This window comes from uncultured Gimesia sp., from assembly GCF_963972345.1.
Classification (GTDB): domain Bacteria; phylum Planctomycetota; class Planctomycetia; order Planctomycetales; family Planctomycetaceae; genus Gimesia.
On record NZ_CAXAVM010000024.1, the window covers coordinates 13,968 to 33,518 of the forward strand.

The 19,551-nt window shown below is 51.2% G+C and carries 15 protein-coding genes; 7 read left to right on the forward strand and 8 right to left on the reverse strand.

Annotated features, from left to right (window positions below):
* The first annotated feature begins 31 nt into the window (after positions 1-31).
* From AACZ40_RS06250 to AACZ40_RS06265, 4 genes are read left to right on the forward strand one after another with little or no spacing between them, the layout of a single operon-like run.
* Positions 32-1,360, forward strand: coding sequence for a Gfo/Idh/MocA family oxidoreductase (locus AACZ40_RS06250; RefSeq protein ID WP_291170900.1), 1,329 nt, complete (start codon positions 32-34; stop codon positions 1,358-1,360).
* Between the two features lie 60 nt (positions 1,361-1,420).
* Complete coding sequence (locus AACZ40_RS06255) at positions 1,421-2,179, forward strand: phytanoyl-CoA dioxygenase family protein (RefSeq protein WP_339673636.1); 759 nt, start codon at positions 1,421-1,423, stop codon at positions 2,177-2,179.
* Positions 2,180-2,218: 39 nt separating this feature from the next.
* Positions 2,219-3,160 carry a sugar phosphate isomerase/epimerase gene (locus AACZ40_RS06260; protein ID WP_291170904.1) on the forward strand — a complete coding sequence of 314 codons (942 nt, stop codon included), beginning with the start codon at positions 2,219-2,221 and terminating at the stop codon, positions 3,158-3,160.
* Positions 3,161-3,197: 37 nt separating this feature from the next.
* A complete protein-coding gene (locus AACZ40_RS06265) occupies positions 3,198-4,994 on the forward strand; it encodes an arylsulfatase (RefSeq protein WP_291170906.1) in 1,797 nt (598 codons plus the stop codon).
* Between the two features lie 26 nt (positions 4,995-5,020).
* On the opposite strand, the gene AACZ40_RS06270 is transcribed toward AACZ40_RS06265, so the two are convergent.
* The 4 genes from AACZ40_RS06270 to AACZ40_RS06285 form a co-directional block, all read right to left on the reverse strand.
* Positions 5,021-5,281, reverse strand: coding sequence for a hypothetical protein (locus AACZ40_RS06270; RefSeq protein ID WP_291170908.1), 261 nt, complete (start codon positions 5,279-5,281; stop codon positions 5,021-5,023).
* 331 nt (positions 5,282-5,612) lie between these two features.
* Entirely contained in the window at positions 5,613-6,290 is a 678-nt protein-coding gene (locus AACZ40_RS06275; RefSeq protein ID WP_291170909.1) for a hypothetical protein, read from the reverse strand.
* 63 nt (positions 6,291-6,353) lie between these two features.
* Positions 6,354-7,151 carry a TPM domain-containing protein gene (locus AACZ40_RS06280; RefSeq protein ID WP_291170910.1) on the reverse strand — a complete coding sequence of 266 codons (798 nt, stop codon included), beginning with the start codon at positions 7,149-7,151 and terminating at the stop codon, positions 6,354-6,356.
* A gap of 53 nt (positions 7,152-7,204) precedes the next feature.
* Positions 7,205-11,164, reverse strand: a complete 3,960-nt coding sequence (locus AACZ40_RS06285; protein WP_291170911.1) for a PQQ-binding-like beta-propeller repeat protein — start codon at positions 11,162-11,164, stop codon at positions 7,205-7,207.
* A 341-nt stretch (positions 11,165-11,505) separates the two neighbouring features.
* Between AACZ40_RS06285 and AACZ40_RS06290 the strand changes: the two genes are divergently transcribed.
* A complete protein-coding gene (locus AACZ40_RS06290; protein WP_291170912.1) occupies positions 11,506-12,831 on the forward strand; it encodes a hypothetical protein in 1,326 nt (441 codons plus the stop codon).
* Between the two features lie 18 nt (positions 12,832-12,849).
* The gene (locus AACZ40_RS06295) at positions 12,850-13,731 is read left to right on the forward strand and encodes a uracil-DNA glycosylase (RefSeq protein ID WP_291170913.1); all 882 of its coding nucleotides are present in this window, start codon (positions 12,850-12,852) and stop codon (positions 13,729-13,731) included.
* A 15-nt stretch (positions 13,732-13,746) separates the two neighbouring features.
* Here the strand turns inward: AACZ40_RS06295 and AACZ40_RS06300 are convergent, their stop codons facing one another.
* The 3 genes from AACZ40_RS06300 to AACZ40_RS06310 form a co-directional block, all read right to left on the reverse strand.
* On the reverse strand, positions 13,747-14,277 hold the full coding sequence (locus AACZ40_RS06300) for a CBS domain-containing protein (protein ID WP_291170914.1): 531 nt from the start codon (positions 14,275-14,277) through the stop codon (positions 13,747-13,749).
* Between the two features lie 380 nt (positions 14,278-14,657).
* Positions 14,658-15,737, reverse strand: a complete 1,080-nt coding sequence (locus tag AACZ40_RS06305; RefSeq protein ID WP_339673643.1) for a hypothetical protein — start codon at positions 15,735-15,737, stop codon at positions 14,658-14,660.
* Between the two features lie 19 nt (positions 15,738-15,756).
* Positions 15,757-16,389, reverse strand: coding sequence for a TlpA disulfide reductase family protein (locus tag AACZ40_RS06310; protein ID WP_291170916.1), 633 nt, complete (start codon positions 16,387-16,389; stop codon positions 15,757-15,759).
* A gap of 75 nt (positions 16,390-16,464) precedes the next feature.
* Between AACZ40_RS06310 and AACZ40_RS06315 the strand changes: the two genes are divergently transcribed.
* Positions 16,465-17,781, forward strand: a complete 1,317-nt coding sequence (locus AACZ40_RS06315; RefSeq protein WP_291170917.1) for a c-type cytochrome — start codon at positions 16,465-16,467, stop codon at positions 17,779-17,781.
* 13 nt (positions 17,782-17,794) lie between these two features.
* On the opposite strand, the gene cls is transcribed toward AACZ40_RS06315, so the two are convergent.
* Positions 17,795-19,225 (reverse strand): cardiolipin synthase, encoded by a 1,431-nt coding sequence (gene cls, locus AACZ40_RS06320; protein ID WP_291170918.1) that lies wholly within the window; start codon positions 19,223-19,225, stop codon positions 17,795-17,797.
* Positions 19,226-19,551 lie beyond the last annotated feature (326 nt).

The following is a 19,551-nucleotide window of genomic DNA, read 5'->3' on the forward strand; positions in this document are numbered from 1 at the left end:
AAAAATCACTCGATACTCAGAGGAGACTGCGATGACTTCACAAAAACTTTCTCGTCGAACGTTTGTTAAAACAGCGGCTGCGGGGCTGCCCCTGGCTTGTCTGGCGCCGGGAGTTTTTGTGAATACGGCACGTGCCGCAGAGAAAGCCCGCAATCCGAATGAACGTCTGAAAATCGGTTCGATTGGAATGCGGTACCAGGGTTCGGTCATTGCAGACAAAGCTCAGCAGTATGGCGACATCGTAGCGATCGCCGACGTGGACCGGGAAATTGCAGAGAAAGCCCGCAAGCAGTTTGGCGGGAAAGCGACTCTGTTCGAAGATTATCGGGAGATGCTGGATAAGGCAGATATCGATGTCGTCACAATCGGTGCCCCCGATCACTGGCATACCAAAATGCTGATTGATGCCTGTCGAGCCGGCAAAGACGTCTATTGTGAAAAACCATTAACGCTGACTGTCGACGAAGGGAAAATCATCAACAAAGTCGTGGATGAGACCAAAGCCGTCGTTCAGGTTGGCACCTGGCAGAGAAGTGATCACCGTTTTCGCCAGGCGATCGAAATGATCAAGGATGGACGGATTGGTAACCTGCAGAAAATAACGGTCACTCTCAGTAAAAATAAAACGGGAGGGCCTTTCAAACCCGAACCGGTTCCCTCCGTTTTGAACTGGGATTTGTGGCAGGGGCAGACACCCGAAGTTCCCTACATCAAGGAACGCTGCCATTACACGTTCCGCTGGTGGTACGAGTATTCGGGAGGCCAGATGACCGACTGGGGCGCACATCATATCGATATCGCACAGTGGGGCGCCGGCATGCAGGATTCCGGACCTGTTGATATCGAAGGAACGGCAACGTTTCCGAATGTCGAGAACGGTTACAACGTGGCCCTCGATTACCATCTGAAAGCCCGCTATGCCAATGGGGTGGTTCTGGAAGTCAATGATAGCGGACGTACCGGAGTCATGTTTGAAGGGGACGAGGGACGCATCTTTGTGAACCGGGGCACCATTGCCGGAAAACCAGTCGAAGATCTGGCGAAGAATCCTTTGCCGCGGGAATCGTTTAATGTGTATGCCCATGATAATCTTTCGCGCCCCCCTCGTATGGGTAAACTGGATGCGATTGTAAATCACATGGGGAACTTCTTCGACTGTATCGAGACGCGGGCCACTCCGATTTCCAGCGTGCAGAACCAGCACCGTTCGGTCACGGTCTGCCACATCGGTAATATCTCACAGCGTCTGGGCCGTAAACTGACCTGGGATCCCCAACAGGAACAGTTCGTGGGTGACGCCGAAGCCAATGCCTGGCTCAAGCGCGAACAGCGTGCCGGCTATGAGATCAAAGATACTTAAAGTTCGTTGCTCATGTTGATCGTGATTGCTTAACCATTTCTTTTGAACTCAGGAGAAACGATGACTGTCTCGACCGGAATCATTACCGAGGAACATAAAAAACAGTTTCAGGAAGAAGGCTACTTCATTCTGGAACGGGCGATTTGCGAAGAGCATCTGCAGATTGTTCGCGATGCCTGCGATCATCTGATCGATCTGATGCATCAGGAGATGGATCGCCTGGGTACCGATCATATTCATATCAGCCATCGTGGCAAACGCTATCATATCGCGAAGAAATATGACCAGGCACCCCGGCTCGATGAATACGTATTCAGTGACCTGATGGCAGAGATCTGCAAAGCCACGATCGGTGATACAGCGTACCTGTTTTACGATCAGTATGTCGTCAAAGCAGCGGAAAAGGGAATCAAGTTTTCCTGGCATCAGGATTCCGGATACCTTGGTTTTCTGCATCGTCCCTATGTCACCGTGTGGGCTGCCGTGGATGATATGACGCTGGAAAACGGCACGGTTGACGTACTGCCCTATTCCACAGTAGGTATTCGCTCTCTGGTGGAACACATTTGTGACCCGGAAACCGGAGACAAAACGGGTTACTTCGGTAAAGAACCCGGTGTAACCGCAGTCGTCCCCGCAGGCAGTCTGGCCGTGTTCAGCTCGTTGACATTTCATCGCAGTGGCGCTAATACCACAGACAAAATGCGTCGAGCGTACGTGACGCAGTATTCTCCCGAACCGATTATCGATCCCGAGACTCAACAGCCGAAACATCTGGTCGTTCCCTTTCTGAAAGAGGGGGAAAAGGTCGTTTCGTAAACAGCATCCGATTCCACAGCAACAGAAAGATTCAGATTCATGAACGATCAGCTCAGTCGTCGCGATTTTAATAAACAGCTTCTGGGAACGGCCTGCTCGGCGGGTTTGCTCGGTACGGCATTCGGAGCCGGGACCGAAACTTCGCAGCAGCCGTTTCAACTGAACTATATTGTCGCGTCCTGTATGTATGGCACACTGCCTCTGGAAACGATTCTGCAGGAGACTCCGAAAACGGGGGCCGAATATATTGAGATCTGGGCCAAACGTCATGGGAATCAGCGCGAACAGATTGACGAACTGGGAGTGGAAAAAACAAAGCAGCTGTTGGATAAGTACAATGTCAAGCTGGGGAGCTTCACCTGTTTCAAATACGGCCTGTTTAACATGCAGGGCGAAATGGATCTGGTCAGTCAACTCGGCGGGGACATGGTGATCTGCAATAGTGGCGGTCCCAAAGGTTTAAAAGGGGCCGAGTTGAAATCCGCGATCAAAGCGTTTGCCGAAAAACTCAAACCACATATCGCTGCTGCCGAAGAAAAAGGGGTGATGATCGGACTGGAAAATCATGGCGGCGGCCTGATCAACGATCCGGACACACAACGCTGGCTGATGGAAATGCTGCCTGCCAAGAATTTCGGCATGGCGCTTGCACCCTATCATCTGGAGCAGGATCCGGAAATGATGGCGAAGCTGATTACCGACCTGGATGACCGGCTGTTGCACTTCCAGGCATGGCAGCATGGCATGGGCTGTATCAAGAAACTCCCGAAAGAACAGGAACTGCTGCAATTACCCGGACGCGGGGATTTGAACTTCGTTCCCCTGATGGCGGCACTCAAGAAGATCAACTACCAGGGACGGACCGAGATCTTCATGCATCCGGTACCGCGAGGCATTCCGATTCTACCCACGGCAGAGCAGGTAACCGCTGAGATTAACCGCTCGCGGGAATATCTGGAGCAGTGTCTGAAACAGGCGTGAAGTCACGGATGTCAAAGAGAGAAAAAGAACTCACCTTATGAATGTACAACGTCTTTGTCTGACTTCTCTATTGTTCATTATCTGTTGCCTGTTCTCTGATCGGGCGCAGTCTCTGCAGGCGAAAGAAAAATCCCGGCAGCCGAATATCATTCTGGTCATGACCGACGATCAGGGTTACTGGGATACGGAGATCGCCGGTAATCCAGACATCGAAACCCCGACGATCAAGCGGCTGGCAAGCCAGGGGGTTACCTTCACGCGTTTCTATGCGAATATGGTTTGCGCACCGACCCGGGCCGGGTTGATGACAGGGCGGCATTATCTGCGAACGGGTCTGTACAATACCCGCTTTGGGGGAGACACACTCGGACAGAGCGAAACGACGATTGCGCAAGTCCTGCAGAAAGCCGGTTACAAGACGGGACTGTTTGGGAAATGGCACCTGGGTCGGTATGCGCAGTATCAGCCGCATCGTCGAGGCTTCGATCATTTCTTCGGGCATTATCATGGGCACATTGAACGCTATACCAACCCCGATCAGGTAGTCGTTAACGGAGAGCCGGTCGAAACCCGAGGCTATGTGACCGATCTGTTTACCGATGCAGCCATCGATTTCATTCAGCGAAATCAGGAGCAGCCTTTCTTCTGTTACCTGGCGTACAATGCACCGCATTCTCCGTTCCTGCTCGATACATCTCATTTCGGACAGCCCGAAGGAGACAAGCTGATTGAAAAATATCTGGCGAAAGACCTGCCACTGCGGGAAGCACGAATCTACGCCATGATCGAACGCATCGATCAGAATCTGAATCGCTTACTGCAGACAGTACACGATTTGAAACTGGATGAGCAAACGGTAGTCATCTTCACCAGCGATAATGGGGGCGTGAGTCGGGGCTTCAAGGCCGGTCTGAAAGGGAGCAAAGCGAGTGCCTACGAAGGAGGGACCCGCGTTCCGTTTGTCGTTCGCTGGACAGACCATTTTCCGGCAGGCAAGACTACCGATGCCATGGTGGCGCAGACAGATCTGTTTCCCACGTTCTGTCAGCTGGCGGGAGTGCCAGTGCCCGGCGATCTCAAACTGGATGGGAAATCGGTCCTGTCCTTAATGGAGCAGGGGGAAGGCAAATCGCCACATCAATATCTGTATCACACCTGGGATCGCTACACGCCTAACCCGTTTCACCGCTGGTCAATTCATGGACCCCGTTTCAAACTGGTGGGTCATGACCCGCAGGGAAAAAAGAAAAAGGAGGGTGAACCCCAGGGGCAGCTTTATGATTTACAGGCGGATCCGGGTGAAACAAATAATGTGGCCAAACAGTATCCGGAGAAAGTCAGTGAATTACGTGGTGAGTTCCTCCGCTGGTTTCAGGATGTGACAGCCGGCCAGGTATATCAGCCGGCAGCGATTCCGGTCGGAGATGAGCAGGAACTGGAAGTGGAACTGCAGCCCAGTTGGGCTGTATTAAAGGGAGACGATCTGGAGTATTCCTTCGACGGCTATGACTGGGATACGATCGACAACTGGAAGTCGAATTCGGATACAGCGACCTGGCAGCTGGAAGTACAGAAACCAGGTCGTTACGCAGTGGAACTGAGCTATGGCTATCGAGCCGAACCCGAAGTGCCAGGCAAGCTGCAGATTGCAGTCGGGGATCAGAAACTTGAATGTGAACTGCCGATGAGTACGAGTCAGAATGTGTTTCTGAAAACAGACGTGGGGACACTGGACCTCAAACAGGGGAGGCAACTGTTGACGGTACGGGCAGTTCAACCTGAAGGAATCCAAGGTCTGCGTCTGAATTCCCTCTGGTTGAAATCATTGGAGTAGTGAAAGCAACAGTCCCGGTACCCGGTTCACAGTGATTTGCGAATTCGCTGAAAGCTTTCCTGGATTTCTTTTCCCACATTGAACAGGGCATCGGTCACACTGCCTGCGGATTCTTTCATCGCATCTTTGACTGGTTTGTAATCATCTTTCAGTTTATCCAGTCGGTCTGTTACCTGTCTCCATTCGTCTTTCGCTTCCTGTTTACCCAGATGGATTTTCAAAGCAAGTTCATCTCTCTGCTGCTCCAGGGCTCCGATCAGCTCTTCCATTCGATTGCGGTTGGTCATGGGGATGGTCCTTATTGTTGATTCAAATATTATGGTCACCGGAATAGTTATTTGCAGACGGTCAGTATTTACCATTTCATGCAGGAGAAAGCCGACGTCTGGCGCCTTCGCTCAAACCCAAAGTCTCACATTTACCATAGCGTCTCTCAATCAATAAATACTCGGTCCAAATGATCCTGGAGACGCTTTAGTCAGGCTGGGCTCAAACTATTATACCATTTCTCAATAGCTATCAACAGCTGTCAACTTGTAAGAATACTGTCGATTAACAGCAAACGTGGATTCGCGACTCCAGACCAGGCGACCGTGGCAAAGAGGTTTCGTGCAAGGCTCAGTCAATCAGGATCAATACATCCTGCAGTTCATTCTGGTCGTCTGTGGCGCGGGGCAGTGAAGTCGATGCCTGGTTGCCAATTTCCCGAATTGTTTCACAAAGCGAGGTGGTCGGATTTCCGGCATGCAGTCCTGATGTGAGCTTCTGACAGATCTGATCCAGGAACGGTTGTCCGAGTTTGTCAATCACCGACTGGTCGGCCAGTGCGACCGCCATATGCTCGAACAGGGAGATATAGATCAGGATCCCTGTTCCTCCTTCGGTATGATGGATGCGTTTGTCAAAAAAGACTTCCCGGGCGCGGGCCGCAACTTCGTCCTGCATCTGGATACGGGGTGTGAAAAGTCGTCTGAGCCAGCCTATCCGACTTCCGGCGATTGCTCCCAATATGAAGGCGATGGCCAGTAAGATCGCAGCCAGTATCATCTCGATCATCACAGGCAGGCCACCCCAGTCTCCTGGCTGTCCGCTGTTGCGAGGAAAGAAATACCAGAGGCAGAGTGCTGTAATGATAGTTACCCAGAGCCCCACAACATCTTCCGGTCGATCGTATCGCCCTGAGGAGGTCGCGATGACAGGCACGATTTCACAGGAGGTCTGCTTTTCAGCATCAATGACAGCCTGTTCTACCTGTTGCTGCTGCTCTTCGTTGAGATAGTTAAATGCGCTTTGCATGGATTTAGTCTTTTCGTAATTCGTAAGGCGGCGAGGAACTGCGAAGGAGAAAGAACGCGAACATTACCAGGAGCCGGTAGCACCGCCCCCACCGGAGAAACCACCGCCGAAGGAACCGCCACCAAAGCCTCCACCTCCACCACGATTATTGAGCATCTGATATAACAGGGTGCCAATGACTGCAAACAGGACTCCCCAGAACAACCAGGCCCAGCCACTGGATCCCCGGCGGATGAGCGAGACGACAGTGAAAATCACAAGGCCCACAGCAACAGCAATAATGACATAAGTCCAGGGAGAAACCGGTTTGGTCGGGAGTTCGAGTTTTCGGGCCATTTTATCGAGGGCTTCTACACCCGCGAGAATTCCCTGGTCAAACTGCCCCTGCTTGAAGTGGGGGATAATATATTCATCCATGATCTGACGGCATTGCTCGTCTTCGCGACGTCCCCAGCCAGCTCCCAGTTCGATGCGGGCCTTGCGATCATTTTTGGAAACGAGCAGCAGAATGCCGGTATTCCAGTCCTGGTCTCCCAGCTTGGCATGTCCGATCTGCCATTGATTAAACAGGATCGTGGCGAATGTCTCGATCCGCATGTCCGCACCGCCGTACTGGGCCATCGAGTCAATCGTGACCACGATGATGGGGGTTGCTTTGTCGGTGAGCAGCTTATCGCAGAGCTCTTTGATCTTTTTCGTGGTCGGCTCATCCAGCATCCCGGCGAGATCGCGTACAAATTCCCGATCTCCCGGCGGTTCCAGAGTCAGTTCCAGCGCGTGGGCTGAGGACAGCCTGCTGAAACCGACTAGAATAAGGACCAGACAGAAAACCGCTGATTTGCTGTTAAGGTGATGTATCACATTATCTCACTTGAAGTATAGACCGGGCAGAAGAGACAAATCTAAAGGCCAGTCTATGAATCTGAGCGGATAATTTCAATTCCACTTAAAGCCGCGGGCGCCTGTCTGGCGGATTCGTTTTCCGGGATCAGTTCGAGTCGCAGGTTGTCTTTGACTGAAATACCATCGAATTTCAGTGTCTGGGTGGGCTGTGTTGCCTGCGGATTGAAATCTTTCTGCACCACCTGTCCCTGCAGTTTGATCTCAAACAGAGGGGCTTCCTGCTGATTGTTGAAGGAAACCGGTTCCAGACCTGAGAACGAGAGTTCCACCGAATAGCTGGCAGGAGCATCCTTTTTGCCCAGCAAAGGAATCGTGCATTCTTTCAGTCCACGGGCCCAGGAAGTATAGACCCAGCCCGGCTCGGCATTTTTGACAGGGTGTGTGATTTCATTCAGGCTGTCGTAGCCTCCGCCTGCGTTGAATTCCGGTTGGATATCGAATTTGAAATCGAGTCCGGTTTCCCGACTCGGTTTCGGGCGGGGATAGGCCATCCAGACCGTACCATGGGCATCGCGTCGGTCACCGGGAGCTCCCATGTTTAATGCCATATGCTGGACAGGAGTCTTGGGGCCTACCGAACTGAAGATCGTCCAGTGGGTCCGTTCTTCGCGCGGTTCCAGCACAATGGTTGAAGAGATCGAAAACAGACAGACACAACCGGCACTGGATTCGGGGATCATCACCAGGCCGTTGGCGGGAATCGCATTGATCCAGCAGCCGGTCCGATGGCCGGCGAAGTGGCGGGTCCCGGCGTCTTTCTCCAGATCATAAAAACCCGTGTATCCGGAGCGGAACATCAACAGGTTTTCCGATGCCGATAACATGCCGCAGTGATGGCCTTCCCGCATGATGCTCCAGGGGACTTCCTGTCCGGTCAGCGGGTGTTTGCGCGTATGTTGAATGCCGGTGTAGAGATCGTAGGACCAGGGCTCTGCAATAATCTTGTCTCCGACGACAATCGGGCGATGTCGATAGTTGGCATCTTTCTTCCAGAGCAGAGATCCATCGCCGGCATTGAGGGCCACCAGTCGGCGGCGGGAAAAGTCACCGGCAATAAACTGTTTCCAGTAATGGCCGTTCGCGTTGGCGCCACAGAGCAGCAACACATTATTCTGATACAGCAGTGTCAGTTTGCCACCGCCGATGCCAATCTCACTGCAGTCGGTGACATCTACGGGCTGAGACCAGAGTTCTTTGCCGGTTTTGATGTCCAATGCAACAGCCAGCCGCAGGTCCTGTTTTTTGAGTCGATCTTCGGCGATTTCACGTTCTTTGCCCGTCAGTTCTTTCAGCTGTGACTTGTCCTGACGCAGAATCTCGGCGCGTTGTTCGCTTGTGATGGAACTGTCGATGAAGTAGGCCGCTTCCGGGCCGATGGCGATCGTGTGGTGGGCGATGTTTTTGCCTTGGTAGCTCCAGGCCGGTTTTCCGGTTTTGACATCGATGGCAAACAATGCATCTGTGGAGTCTTCCGTTTTGCGACCTCTGCGAACCTGCCGGGCTTCGAGTTCTTTTCGCGTGGTCGCCGTTCCGAAGATCAGACCATTCTGATAGGCAAGATAGCCCCATTCGTGTTTGCCGTCGTTAAGCTTTTCAGGCAGGGGGATTTTTGCCACTGTTTTTCCCGTAGCGGCATCGAGCTGATAGCAGCTTTCTTTCATCATGAAGAACAGACTGTCATCGCTGGCGACCAGGTTACCCGGGTTCTGGTTCTGGAATACACCGGTACGAATTGCCTGTGGATTTTCCCGTTCCCAGAGGAACAGACCATTATAGGCATCAAATGCCATGATCGTGCTTTCGCCCTGGATAAACAGTCTGCCGTTAATCGCAAGCGGGCCGACTGCACCTTCATGGCGATTGACCATTTTCTTTTCACCGGGATCCCCAAACCAGAGGACACCCAGTCCGCCGCGAACCCGCTGGTCTTTACTGCTGGCGGTGTTGCCAGGGTCACCGTATTGATGGGACCAGCTGCCCGCTCCGGGCAGAGCGCCCCGCACCAGCGTGGCGTAGCCTTGTCGATCGTTGATTTGGGAAGTCTCAGCCAGGCCGGTCTGCTTCAGCCAGTCCATGAGTTGGTTGTTCTCAACTTTATCAGCCTGAGATTGAGCAGGCCCGCCCAGGCAGATGGTACCACCCAGTGGTTTGACGTGCGAGGCAATATCTTTGGGGATACCCGGGATCTGGCCTGTTTTGAGTAATGTATCTGAGACAATCAGGTTTGCGAAGTAGCGAGAATAGGGGAGTGGAGAGAGTTCGGTCTGATGCACGGTCACGCGATGACCATAATAGCCAGTCTGGGCCAGCTTCTGCCGTGACTGTTTTACTTTTTCTGAGTCTGGTTCGATGCAGTAGATTTTGAGATTACTCTGACGGGCCAGCTCATACGCGAGACGGCCTTCTTCGCTGCCCAGCACCAGGCAGAATCCTTCCTTGACGTCGGTGCGTGCCAGAATATCCCGGGCTGCCTGCTGATAGACGGCGGTCATTTCATCTTCAGAGTAAGGAGAAGTTGTTGTGATAGTGTTGATTTGTGATGCTGGTTGATCCGACTTTGAACTCCCATAGCCGATGACTTCACCAGCTGAGGTGCTGACGACCAGTTGTCCGTCGGAAACAGCCAGTCCCCGTGCCTGTCCTTTGACTTTTAATGTTTCCAGAAGTTTTCCGGTGGCTTCATCAAGAATCAATACCTGGTCTTCACCCCCGGCGATGACTTTATCCCCGGCAACAATCAGCGAATCGCGGGCTGGAGCAGCGATTTCCCAGAGAACGCCAGCTTTTGCCAATGCTTTATTTTCTTCCTGCAGCGTTTTGATTTCCGCGCGTGCCTGTTCTGCTTTTTTCCCTTTCAGGCTGCGGAGTTTTTTAAACAGATCGTTAATCGTCATTTCATTTTTGTGCGCTTTCTGCGAACCCGCAGCGTGCTCTCCCCGATTGACTTTCAGGATAGACGATCCGGTGGCGAGGTAGGCAAACTCTCCCTGGACGGCCATTTGCTGCCCGGTGATCCAGGCAAAACCGACATCACCTTCAGCCTGAGTTAACGCCAGAATATGGTGTGCGCCCATGGAATAAATCTGGCCATCCGCAAGCAGGGCCTGGGTGCCTCCTACCACTCCACCAGCGGTGCTGCGCCAGCTGTAAGACCGTTTGTGTTCTTCCTCGCCGGTTTTCTTGTTGATCGCAGCAGGCAGGGATCGTCCTGAAGGGAAGAACAGGAATTCGTCATTGGCCAGAATATAACCCTGGGGAGAAAGTTCATTACGACCTGCTGAGGTCTGACTGAGATTATCAATCTTCCAGATGACTTTTCCGGTGGTGGCATCGACGGCGTAGAGATAAATATTTTCATGCGGGAAGATGCCGGCACCAAAGTAAGCGATGCCCTCATCGATCAGAACATTCGTCCGGACAGGCCAGCGTGAGACCATTTCGCCGCGGGCAATAATCATTTCTTCGTTCAGTCCGGCACGTAGCTTCCAGATTTCTTTTCCCGTTTTTGCGTCCAGGCAATACACGAAGCCATCATCGGAACCAAAATAGACTCGCGATTGACTGACGGTGGGGGAGAGTCGGATCGGGCCGCCTGTAAAATAAGACCAGAGCACTTTACCCGATTTCAGATCAACACAACGCATCTGGTGATCGACAGAAGACCCGAAGTAAGCTTGCCCGCCTGCGATGGCGACCTGTAAGGCGTCATCAAAATCAACGCGGGCTTCCAGATCGTGACCTTCCATCACCCGCTCACCCGGATCGGTCTGGCCCGTTTTTGGCGGACTGGGGGCGACATACTTCCAGGCAGGAGTCAATGGCAGTGAAATCGTATCTGTCGTAGAACCTGCCCGTTCCCGGTCTGCGAGATAAGTATTCCAGTCTTTCGCCTGGATCTCCCGGGACACAGATGTGAAAAGAACAGTCAGGCAGAAAAACAGCAGGGCGGGAAAAGCGAGGCGATGTTTCACTGAAATATCCTTGATTGGCTGGCGGTGATCGAACTTACCGAGTGGGTAAACGGGTCAAAATCTCAATAAAACATATAGAAGTCTGTTTATGCTATTGAGTATAGCCGGTTTGGTCTCGGAATCGCAAGTAGTTACAGAAAACAGAGTCATTGAATTGCAATGTTTCGGTCTGGGCTCTATTTTGGGGATCATTGTTAGCATCATAAGAGGGTTCTGTGAATCTTTGATGACTGACAGAATATCGTCAGGAATTCTGGTCGGCATTCAGAGCCCATGAACATAGAATGCGCGCGGAACACCAGCAGATCTGAGCCAGATTGAGCATTACAAAGGATATCAGGATGAAGACAAGAGTATTTCTTTCGCTGGCAGCAATCTGCCTGCTGACTGGATGTCCCGGTACAAGTACTCCTCCCGCAGATCCGGAGAAAACGGTCAGTTCAGAGACCAGTCAGCAGGCTCCCGCAGCGGAAAAACAACAGCCTGCAGCTGAGCCAGATTCACCGGAAGCAGTCAAGGCATTCAAAGAACTGGATGCCAAGCTGGGCCTGTCGGATGATGGTCGCATTTTGATACTGGATTTGAAAGGGACCAATGCGAAGGATGAGGATCTAAAACATCTGTCAGGTCTGCCTTCCCTGGAACGCCTGATACTCTGGGGCCCTAACTTTACTGATCTGGCGACAGAAGAAATTGGCAAGAAAAAGGGCCTGTGGTTTTTGAGCCTGGAAAGCACGACTGTGGGAGATGAGGGTGTCAAGAATCTGTCAGGCTTGAAAGACCTGCAGGTACTTTCACTCCGCGCCACGAATATTACCAATGACGCCTTGAAAGTGGTGGCTGAGTTCCCTGAACTGAAAGATCTGGATCTGCGATTCAATAAAGCGATCAACGATGAGGGAATGGCTCACATTAAAGACATGCAGAACCTGAAAGTGCTCAAAGTCCAGGCGACACAGGTGACAGACGATGGAATGCAGGATATTGCTGCTCTGCCGAATCTGCAGCGGTTGAATACGTGGGGCAGAAATATATCTGATAAGACTCTGGCGCTTCTGAAAGATAAAAATCTGGTTTCACTGGAACTGGATGATACGGAAATATCAGATGAAGGGATGAAGTATCTTAAAGACATGACGAACATGGAAGCCCTGCACCTGCGACGTGATTTTGTCGGCAACCCCGGGATTGAAAATATTCAGAACATGAAAAAGCTGCAGACACTTCACCTGCGGGATACGGTTGTTACCGACGAAGGCATGAAGTACCTTTCCGGCTTGACCGACCTGACGTACCTGGATCTGGATGAATCCATGATTGGTGATAAAGGACTGGAACAGATCAGGGATTTGAAGAAACTGACCCGGCTTGGTTTATGGGGCACGGAAACGACAGATGAAGGCTTGAAAGTCATCTCGGGGTTCACTGAACTGAATCGTTTGAACCTGGAGGGAACTCCGATTACCGACGAGGGTCTGAAGCATTTACTGCCTCTCAAAAAACTGGAATATCTGAATTTGAATAAGACGGAAATTACCGATGATGGTTTAAAGGAACTGGCGGCATTAAAAAACCTGAAAGAACTTCAATTGAGCTTCACCCAGGTTACGGATGACGGAGTCAAAGAGTTCGAAGCTGCCGTACCTGGCTGTCAGGTGAAGCGTTAAAAGGACTGGTAAAGGCTGATGAATCAGGATGCAAACAGACGCTCGCAGCGCGCGGTCCGGCAATTACTGGAAAGCTGGCAACGGTCGGGAGTCACGTATTTGAAGCAGTTTGAGCCTGTTGCTCAAAACTCTGACAGTCCAACTCCCCTTGTGGAACCACCGCATCACCTACCGGTTCAGGCAGATATCACTTCCACTCCCGAGCCGTCCATTCAACAACAGCCTCAAACAAGTGAAATGACTGAGGAGCCGATCCGGGAGTCGGATCAGGCTCGAAAGGAAATAAGTGTGCCTCGAACGACAAAATCGAAATTGAATAAAGGTGATCGCCAGGCGGAACTGGATATCATCGCTTCCCAGGTATCCAAGTGCACCCGATGTCCGGAACTGGCGGAGACGCGGACGCAAACGGTGTTTGGGGTAGGTAACCCTCGGGCAAAGATCATGTTCATCGGGGAAGCTCCCGGAGCAGATGAAGATAAACAGGGGGAACCCTTTGTCGGCCGCGCGGGGAAGTTGCTGGATAAGATTATCGAAGCATGTCAGATGAAACGCAGCGATATCTATATCGCGAATATTCTGCGGTGCCGTCCGCCGGGAAATCGGAATCCGACGGATCTCGAAGCATCGAACTGCCGCGGCTATCTGGATGCGCAGATTGAAATTGTAGACCCCGATTATATCGTCTGCTGGGGTTCTGTGGCGGCGAAGAATTTACTGCACTCGGATCTACCCATTGGCAAAATGCGGGGCGATTTTTACGAATATGGTCGTGCCAAAGTGGTGTGTACCTATCATCCTTCCTACCTGCTGCGGAATCCGTCAGCGAAGAAGAATGTCTGGGAGGATATGATCTACCTGTTTGCCGACATGGGCATTGATTTGAAAGCCCAGGACTGAGCTGCTTGTGTACCGTTATTTTCCGGAACTGGTGTTCAACTGCAGTCTATTAATCGAGGTTCCATACCGCGACAGATGCGGCGGGTTGATCGTCGATGCGGGGGAGTGAGCGACCTCGTTTTTCATCATGCCTGGTTCCGATGGCTGCTCAGGTTCTGCAATGGCATCGAGTGTCAGCATCACGCGAAACAGGTCGCGGCAGCTTAGTTTTCCTACCAGCTGACCATTTTCGGTGACGGCCATGCAGCTGTTCCGCCGATCTCGAAACAGGGGAGCAAGCTGGAGTGCGTCATCGTCTGGTGAGAGGGATTCAATCTGAACATACATGAGAGAATCGATGGGCGCTGCGAGGTGATTATGTGTCAGGTGGTATTTGAGAAGATCATATTCTGGCACAACTCCGATCAATCTTCGAAGCTCGTCTACCACATAGATTTCAGAAGCTTCCGCCTGAACCATCTGTTCTGCCGCTGCCTGAAGTGTTGTTCCCAGGCAAACGCTGACCGGATTAGCGGTCATCAAATCGCGAACTCGTACCTGCATCATGACTCCCCTGATTTATTTTCGTTTTGTTCGGTCAGGAACAGCAACGAATCACCAAAGAGACGGATGAACCACTTTTACCCAGATCGCTTCCCATTTGACCATAGTGTCTCTCAATCGATTATACTCGGCTCAAATGGCCTTGGAGACGCTACAGTAAAACTGGACACGGTCTAACAGAAAGATAAAAGAACTGGCCCGCTTGAGATCTCAACATTGGATAAGGTAATAACGTAATCCACTCTTGAGTCTATACTGAAAGAATAAGTTGCCCGCAGACAACATGATGCCTTTTTTCAACAGAAACTTCTGAAAATGTGACGATTCAATTTGCAGGAATACAGGTCATACAGATTGTAACGGTTGCTTTTTCTCTGCAGTTATTACGTATTACTGGCAGTCGAAGCAGCAATGGAATCTGTCGGAATCTTCCAGAAATGAAGAATTTCTTCTGCGACCTGCGCGACAACCTTCGGGCCCGTTGTGGCTTCAATGTGTCCCAGCGGATGGTGAACCAGTTTTGTATTCCATTGCCCGGCCAGCGCCTCAATTCGGAAAGAGGGAACAAACCGGTCGTAGTCGGCTACATGCAGATAGATGGCTGAACCCGGGAGTTTCGGTTTCCACTGGGGAATTCGCAGGGGCTGACAAATCTGTTCGAGTTGTTCTTCGCTGAGATCAGACTCCCGGATACCGCGTCGGATGGCGTTGACCACCGTGCCTCCCTCATCAAGTATGCGGAAGAGATCTACGGGCGGCGTGATCGCCATGACGAACTGGAGCTGTTCTATTAAGAGTGACGCCGTCAATGTCAGCCAGGCACCATGGCTGATCCCCACCAGGCCGACCTGATGCCCCTCTGATTGCAAATGCAGAATCAGGCTCCAGAGATCAAGAATGCCCTGCCGCGCCACCAAAAGTTGATGATCCAGATTTCCACCGGCGATTAATTGGCCGGGTCGGTAACCCGGGGGAGTTCGTCTATAGTTGAAGGGGCTGTCGAGCATGATCACATCAATGCCGTAAGGAGTGAGTCGCTTCGCCAGCCTGTTAAAGCTGCGCACCCCCAATTGCACAATGCCGTCGATCGCAACCACTGTGAATCGGGAATCTGAATTTGCAGCAGGCTGGGAGACTGTTGATTTCCAGTGCCGCCCTTTCACCAGATCATTCCCGGGGAAGCCGGTCTGGACTGGACTTGGGAACTGAAAGTCTTTCACTTCTGCCGCTGGAAAGATTGCCTGCGAAGCGGGTTCAAGATCTGGCTGGTATTCTAAACTTGCCGGTCCGGGAACCGGTGAAAAAAACGAAAGCAGTTCACCGCTGAGGAGACCGGGCGTCTCTTTGCCGGCATCCGAGATGATCAGGGAGCGCTTTTTATAATAGAAAAACCGGTGCAGCAGGTAGAAGCCTATGATTTCATCCAGGCAGATCGACCAGAGTTTACGTAACATCGACTTCACTTGATCTGTTGATCCTGGGTTATTCCGGTTTCTGTTTCAGCGCTTCCTGCAAGGCGGTTTCAATATCAGCTTGGGTAAATTGCTTGTCCGGATCTGCGAAGGAAAACTTTTTGATCAGCTTGCCGGTTCGATCGTAAATCCGATAATGAGGCAGGGCGCCGCCATCAATGTCAAACGTGTCCATGGGATCCTGATCGTCGGCTGCCGTGGCAAGAATATTGGTGAACTGGGCGTCTTCTTTTTCCAGAAACTTCAGGACTGCTTTTTGAGTCTCTGCGTCCGATTCATCCATGGAAACGGAAATGACACTGAGCCCCTGGTCGGCATACTTCTGATTCCATTCCACTGTGTGATGAAAATTTTTGACACAGGGAATACACCAGGTGGCCCAGAAATCGACCAGCACAACTTTGCCATTTTGCTTTGCCAGGATCTCCTTAAAGCCTTCGACATCGCTTAAGGTGAGCGTGATTTCTACCGTTTTTTCAGGCTTGATCTCAGCAGGATGAGATTCCGGTTGTGCCGGGGGCGTGGCAGTTTCTGTGGTCTCGCTGGGAGCACAGCTCCAGCAGGTCAGCATTAGTATCAAAACACCTGATGCGTGAAAACCGATCTTGGAGAAAGGAATATGATTGGGCATGTGGTCTGACATGATTCGTCCCTGAAACTGAATAGAGTGTTGTATTACCTGACATGATTTTAAACAATTATCTGATATGAATATAGTGTGAAGCCTGTTATCTTCAGTAAGATTATCATTCCGTTACGATTTATCAAATTCAAACGAAAGTGGGCATTTCTGATGGACAGCCTGAAGAAGATGGTGCTGATTCGGTCGCTGGTGCTGATGCTGGTATGCACTGCAGTGGGGAATCTCTGCCTGGGCAAAACACCGGCAATCTCGATGAAGATTGATCGCCTGGAAGATACAATGCTCCAGGAAGTCGCAGAGGGGGACTTCCGGATTATGGTCGCGGGGGAACCCCTGGATCGACTGACGGGCGCCGAATTTACAGCGCTGCGTGAACAGGAACTGAAACTTCAGAATCAGAAACAAAAGGATGCCGAGTCGGAACGTAAGCTGAATGCCTTGTTAATCGCCATGGCACGTATCGCGGATGAGCCCACTTTGATTTATCTGCATGAGCTGTTTGAATCCTATCCGGAACGGCGCAATGATGTCGCAGAGGCTATCAGCTGGTATGCAGCAGAAAATCAGAGGCGCGACGCCGACTGGCGGATTCTGGTTCGCTCGCTGAATGTTGTCGAGGGAGATCAGGCGAAAGCGGTGATGCGTGCCCTGGTTCGTTTTCGTCGCCGTTCTAACAAAGCCCAATGGATCCGGCAGGTGATCCTGATTGGCTTAGAACAGGACCCTGAGGGACAGCAGATCGCAGCCAGACTGTTAACTCATTGGACCGGCCAGCAGCTCCATAACGAAGGCGAATCAGCAAACCGGATCATGCAGCAGTGGCAGGAATGGTTTGCAGCAAAATACCCGGAAGAACTTCCCGCTGTTCTGCCTGTGGAACCTGCTGACAGTCGCTGGAAGTATCAAGACCTGCTGGCAGAACTTCAGCAGCAGAAAAAGTCCACGCTTGATTTGAAACTGGGAGCACAGGCATATGAAAAAGCGACCTGTATCAAATGTCATCGTTTCGGGAAGAAGGGAGAAGAAATCGGTCCCGATCTGACCTATGTCAGTCGACGGTTCCAGCAGAAAGAGGTTCTACTGAGTACCTTGTTTCCTTCCCATTTCGTTTCGGAGGAATATCCGACTTATACGATTGTGACTGCTGACGGTAAGACGTTTACAGGGATGATGGGGGCAGCGGGCCCGGATGAGATCATGTTGCTGACACCAGAAGGTAAGAAGCAGATGATCAAAAAACAGGAAGTGGAAGAGATTGTGCCCGTCAAAAAATCCGCGATGCCGGATGGCTTGTTGAATCTGCTGACCAAAGCAGAAGTGATTCAGTTAATCAGATATCTGGGAACTTTGCCTGAAGGCGCCTCAGACAAGTATCGACACAAGTTGCCTTAAACTGTCTGTGTTTTTACATGACCGGTGCAAATAATCGACACAGATTCTGCTTCAAGATCTCGAATTTGCTGCGACTGTTCCATTCGATGTGGGTGATCTTAATTGCGTTCAGGAAATCCTGCTCGACGGACTCCCGCAGGCGTTGTGCAAATTTTCGATCATAAAGTGCCATCCCGACTTCAAAGTTCAAAATCAGACTTCGGTAGTCAAAGTTGGGAGTGCCTACCAGGGACCAGCAGTCGTCAATGGTCAGGGTTTTCGAATGCAGAATTCCTTTGGTGTATTCAAAGATTTCGACACCCGAATCCAGCAGCGAATCGTAGTAAGAACGCCCTGCATGAATCGTTGCCGGATTGGCTGACTTACTTGAAAGCAACAGACGCACATGCACGCCCCGTCGCGCCGCTGATTCCAGTGCGGTTGTCAGTGATTCAGGGGGGACGAAGTAAGAAGTCGTCAGAACAATACTGTGGCGTGCTTCGTTGATGGCAGCGAACATCAGGGTCAAAAAGACATCGGCGTTCTTTTCCGGTCCGGAAAGCAGCGTCTGCGCAGTGACCGTTCCCGTGGGATTCGGAGAGGGATAATACTCCTGCTGGGTCAGTGCCTCGCCGGTAGCGAAGAACCAGTCTTCCGCGAAGACCTGCTGTAATTGTAAGGTTTCGGGACCTTCGACCTTGAGATGTGTGTCCCGCCAGAAGCCCAGGTCCTGGTTCAGCCCCAGGTATTCATCACCGATATTCATCCCGCCGGTAAATGCCATTTTACCATCCACGATGACAATTTTACGATGGTTGCGCAAGTTAATGGACCAGCGTTCGCGGATGGAAGCGCCTGGTAGAAACGGTGCGATTTGAATTCCGGCTTCCCGCATAGGCTTAAAAAAATTCTTACCTAAGCCGAAGGAACCCAGTCCATCGTACAGAAATCGAACTTCCACGCCGGCCCGCGCTTTTTCAATCAGCAGGTCACGGAGTAATGTTCCTGACTGATCGGGCTGCCAGATGTAATATTCCAGGTGCAATGAATGCTCGGCATTTAAAATGGCCTGTTTGATTAAACCAAGAGTCCGGTTGGTATCTGTCAGAAGTTCAACATGATTTCCAAAAGTAGGAACGGTATGACCGATATTCTGAGCCAACCGCATCAGATTCTGGTTGATGGGCAGATAGTCTTCACTGGAGAGCAACTGGTTTTGCACAATCTGAGGCAGTTTGGGGGCCAGTGACTGGTTTGCTTTCTCTTTGGAGAGCGATCTCCTCTGGACACGATTAATGCCAAAGAACAGGTATACAATTCCCCCGAGGCCGGGCAGAAGAATAATGGTGAGAATCCACGAGACCGTAGAGATCGTGTGGCGGTTCTTCTTTAAAAGTATGCTCGGAATCAAAGCCAGGGTAATCAGGTAGCCACAGAGCGATAAGGCTGCTGTAATCCAATCCATTGATCTGTCTCTTCGGCGCTTTCAATCTTGAGTCAGTGTGAAACAAATGCGGTTGCTGTCGGATTATGCAGGAAACTGATTATTTCTCATACCTCGGTCTCGCGCGGATCGTTTAAAATTATGAGAATTCCGGGAACTGGACTCAATTCTATTTCGTCAAACAGGCGTAACGTATTATGATCCCGTCTGAAATTCAAAAAGAATCCCATCTCAATATACAGGTTTTAACATGTTTTCGTTCAAAATCCTTCGCAGCACTTCAGCGACCGTCTGCTTGCTACTGTTAGCTACCCTGAGCGTTTATCTTTTTGCTGATGAGAAAAGTA